This window comes from Rhodococcus aetherivorans (assembly GCF_011058165.1).
GTDB classification, from domain to species: domain Bacteria; phylum Actinomycetota; class Actinomycetes; order Mycobacteriales; family Mycobacteriaceae; genus Rhodococcus; species Rhodococcus aetherivorans.
This window is the reverse complement of the sequence record NZ_JAALEG010000182.1, coordinates 1-2,724: the sequence shown is the minus strand read 5'-3', so window position 1 is coordinate 2,724 and position 2,724 is coordinate 1. Positions and strand designations below refer to the sequence as shown.

4 protein-coding genes are annotated in these 2,724 nt (G+C 69.3%); 1 reads left to right on the top strand and 3 read right to left on the bottom strand.

The genetic code is table 11. The features are described from left to right. Together G6039_RS30005 and G6039_RS30000 are read right to left on the bottom strand one after the other, a co-directional pair. On the bottom strand, nt 1-393 hold a 393-nt coding region (locus tag G6039_RS30005; RefSeq protein WP_277606690.1), incomplete at its 3' end, for a 4-hydroxyphenylacetate 3-hydroxylase N-terminal domain-containing protein. Between the two features lie 31 nt (nt 394-424). Then, nucleotides 425-997 carry a flavin reductase family protein gene (locus G6039_RS30000; RefSeq protein WP_043802378.1) on the bottom strand — a complete coding sequence of 191 codons (573 nt, stop codon included), beginning with the start codon at nt 995-997 and terminating at the stop codon, nt 425-427. A 237-nt stretch (nt 998-1,234) separates the two neighbouring features. Here G6039_RS30000 and G6039_RS29995 point away from each other — a divergent pair, with 237 nt between their 5' ends. Then, nucleotides 1,235-2,179 carry an AraC family transcriptional regulator gene (locus G6039_RS29995; RefSeq protein WP_043802313.1) on the top strand — a complete coding sequence of 315 codons (945 nt, stop codon included), beginning with the start codon at nt 1,235-1,237 and terminating at the stop codon, nt 2,177-2,179. A gap of 78 nt (nt 2,180-2,257) precedes the next feature. Here G6039_RS29995 and G6039_RS29990 read toward each other — a convergent pair. Further along, nucleotides 2,258-2,724, bottom strand: a 467-nt coding sequence (locus G6039_RS29990) for an LLM class flavin-dependent oxidoreductase (RefSeq protein WP_164528194.1), incomplete at its 5' end; no start/stop codon positions are given.

Here is a 2,724-nt window from a genome sequence, read left to right as displayed (position 1 = left end):
GTAGGTCATCCGCGCCCAGGTGGCGATGGCGTCGCGTTCGGCGAGCAGGTCGTCGGCGGAGGTGGGGGTGCGGAAGAACGGCATGGTCACCCCGCCGTTGCCGGTGTCGGTGGGACAGGTGAGGGTGTCGACGTGCTCGCCGGTGTGCAGCGCGTCGTAGAGGCGCGCCGTCATGCGGATGGAGTTGCGGAACGCCGGATGGTTGGTGAAGTCCTTGACGCGCTCGCCGTGCAGGTAGATTTCGCGACCGTCGTCGATCGACGCGATGTACTCGTCGCCGGTCATCGGCCGCGAAGCGAAGGTCTGCTGCTGATTGGCCGGGTGGTCCGCGGCGACGTTCACCTTCGACCGGTCGACGGTGCCGGTAGCGGGGGCTGCTTCGGTGGTGGTCATGGTCTTCCCTTCGAAAGAGGTGGGAGCGGGGTCAGGAGGCAGTGCGGGCGAGCTGCGAGGGCAGTGGGGTGAATGTGGTGGTGGCGTCGAACCATCCGCTGTGCGGATCGTCGAGGCACCCGTTCCACGCGGTCGAGCCGGACCGGTCCCCGAGGTCGTGGAAGGTGCTGCGGAAGAACAGGAGCGGGTCCTTCTCGGCGTCGACGGAGGCGTCGACGATCTCGCCGACGAAGATGACGTGGTCGCCGCCGTCGTATTCGGCCCACGGGCGGCAGATCAGGGTGGCCGCGTTGCCGAGGAGGGCGGGTGCGATTCCGGTGTCGTCCCATGTCGGCGCGACGGCCTGCGGTCTGCCGGCGAAATGCAGTGCGGTGGAGAGCTGGTCGGCCGCCAGGATGTTCACGGCGAACGGCGCGTCGTCGAGGTAGCCGCACGCCTTCGACGTCCGCGTCAGCGTCACCTGGCACAACCTCGGCTCCAGCGAGATGGCGGTGAAGGCCGTGACCGTGGCCCCGTGCGGAGCGCCCTCGGCGTTGGCGCACGTGACCACAGTGACCCCGCTGGCGAACTGACCGAAGATGTTGCGAAGTGCTCGCTGGTCCATGAGGAGACCGCCTTTCTGCACGATGTGCGATCGCAGGTCGATCCGGAACGAGAACCAACGTATGACCCGGATCACACCCCGTCGATCCGCATTGCGAAGGTGCGATCCGCATTGCGAAGCGGGCTCGGAACGCACCGGATCATCCGGGCGGCACGTGACTGTCGTCACAGTACGGTGCTAGCGTGGGGAGCTGCCCACATACCGGCACGGCACCAGTTGGGAGGGTTGGAAGGGCGAATGCGAGCACCGGAAAGCCGCGGCTTCACGGACTGGGACGAAGTGCACGACGTGGTGTCCCAGGCGTACTTCCCGCACCAGCTGACGCTCCTCAGCCGCGGGCCCGCCGCCCGCACGTCGCTGGAATCGACCCAGCTCGGCGCCGCGCGGCTGGCGCGGATCGGCTTCGGCGTGGACGTGTCGATCCGTTCCGAGCATCCCGGCGCGTACGGCATCAACATCCCCCTGACCGGGCACCTGGTCACCGCCGTCGGCCGCGACGAGGTCGTGTCGGCTCCCGGGCTGGCGACGGTCTGCCCTCCCGACACCCCCACCGTCATCACCCGGTGGAGCAGTTCGTGCGAGATCATCGGGTTCAAGGTCGACCGCGACTACATGCAGCGCGAGATGGACCGCCTGCTCCCCCGTCCGGGTAGGCAGCTGCCCGCGCAGCTGGATCTGCGGGCGGGAGCGGGGGCCGACTGGCTGCGCCTCGTCCGAGCGGTCGCCGACGAGTCGCTGCGGGACAACGTCCTGCTGCGCAGCGTCCAGGTGGCCGAACAACTTTGCCGCGCCGTCACGACCGCGCTCGTGCTCGCCGCCGCACCGGACGACGGTGACGGCCCGACCGGGGTGCGGCCACGGATCGTCAAACGGGTGATGGACGCGGTCCAGCAGGATCCGGCGCGCCCGTGGACCGCCGCGGAGATGGCCGAGCTCGTCGGCGTCAGCGTCCGCCGCATCCAGCAGGGCTTCCGCGAGTGCGTCGGCATGACGCCGATGGAGTATCTCGCCGACGTCCGGCTCGAGCGGGTGCACACCGATCTGTCCCGAAGCGATTCCAGTGCAACGGTATCCGATGTCGCCCTCCGCTGGGGCATCATGCACACCGGGCGGTTCGCCGCCGCGTACCGGCGCAAGTTCGGCGCCAGCCCGTCCGAGACGCTGCGCGGCGGGACCGCCTGACCTACAGGCGACGTCGTCGCCGGTGTGTCCTTCGGGCGGCTGGAACAGCCCAAAGGACGCACCGGCGGCGCAGCCGCGTCAGGCCAGCGCGCGCAGGCGCGGCGCGAGGTCGCGCTCGAACAGGTCGAGGAAGCGCCGCTGATCGTGCCCCGGCGCGTGGAACACCAGATGGTTCAGCCCCGCGTCGACATACGCCGCGACCTTCTCCACCGCCTCGTCCGGATCCGACGCCACGATCCACCGCTTGGCCACCTGTTCGATCGGCAGCGCATCGGCCGCCGCCTCCATCTGCACCGGATCGTCGATGCTGTGCTTCTGCTCCGCCGTCAGCGACAACGGCGCCCAGAACCGGGTGTTCTCCAGCGCCCGCTCCGGATCGGTGTCGTAGGAGATCTTGATCTCGATCATCTTGTCGATCGCCCCGGCGTCCCGCCCGGCCTTGCCCGCACCCTCGGCCACCGCCGGCAACAACTTCCCGGTGTAGAGCTCCATCCCCTTACCCGAGGTGCAGATGAACCCGTCCCCCGCCCGGCCCGCATACCGCG

Bases quoted from the DNA above. Each gene is read 5' to 3' on its own strand.
- G6039_RS29995 (WP_043802313.1), top strand. From the start codon at position 1,235: ATGCGAGCACCGGAAAGCCGCGGCTTCACGGACTGGGACGAAGTGCAC.
- G6039_RS30000 (WP_043802378.1), bottom strand. From the start codon at position 997: ATGGACCAGCGAGCACTTCGCAACATCTTCGGTCAGTTCGCCAGCGGG.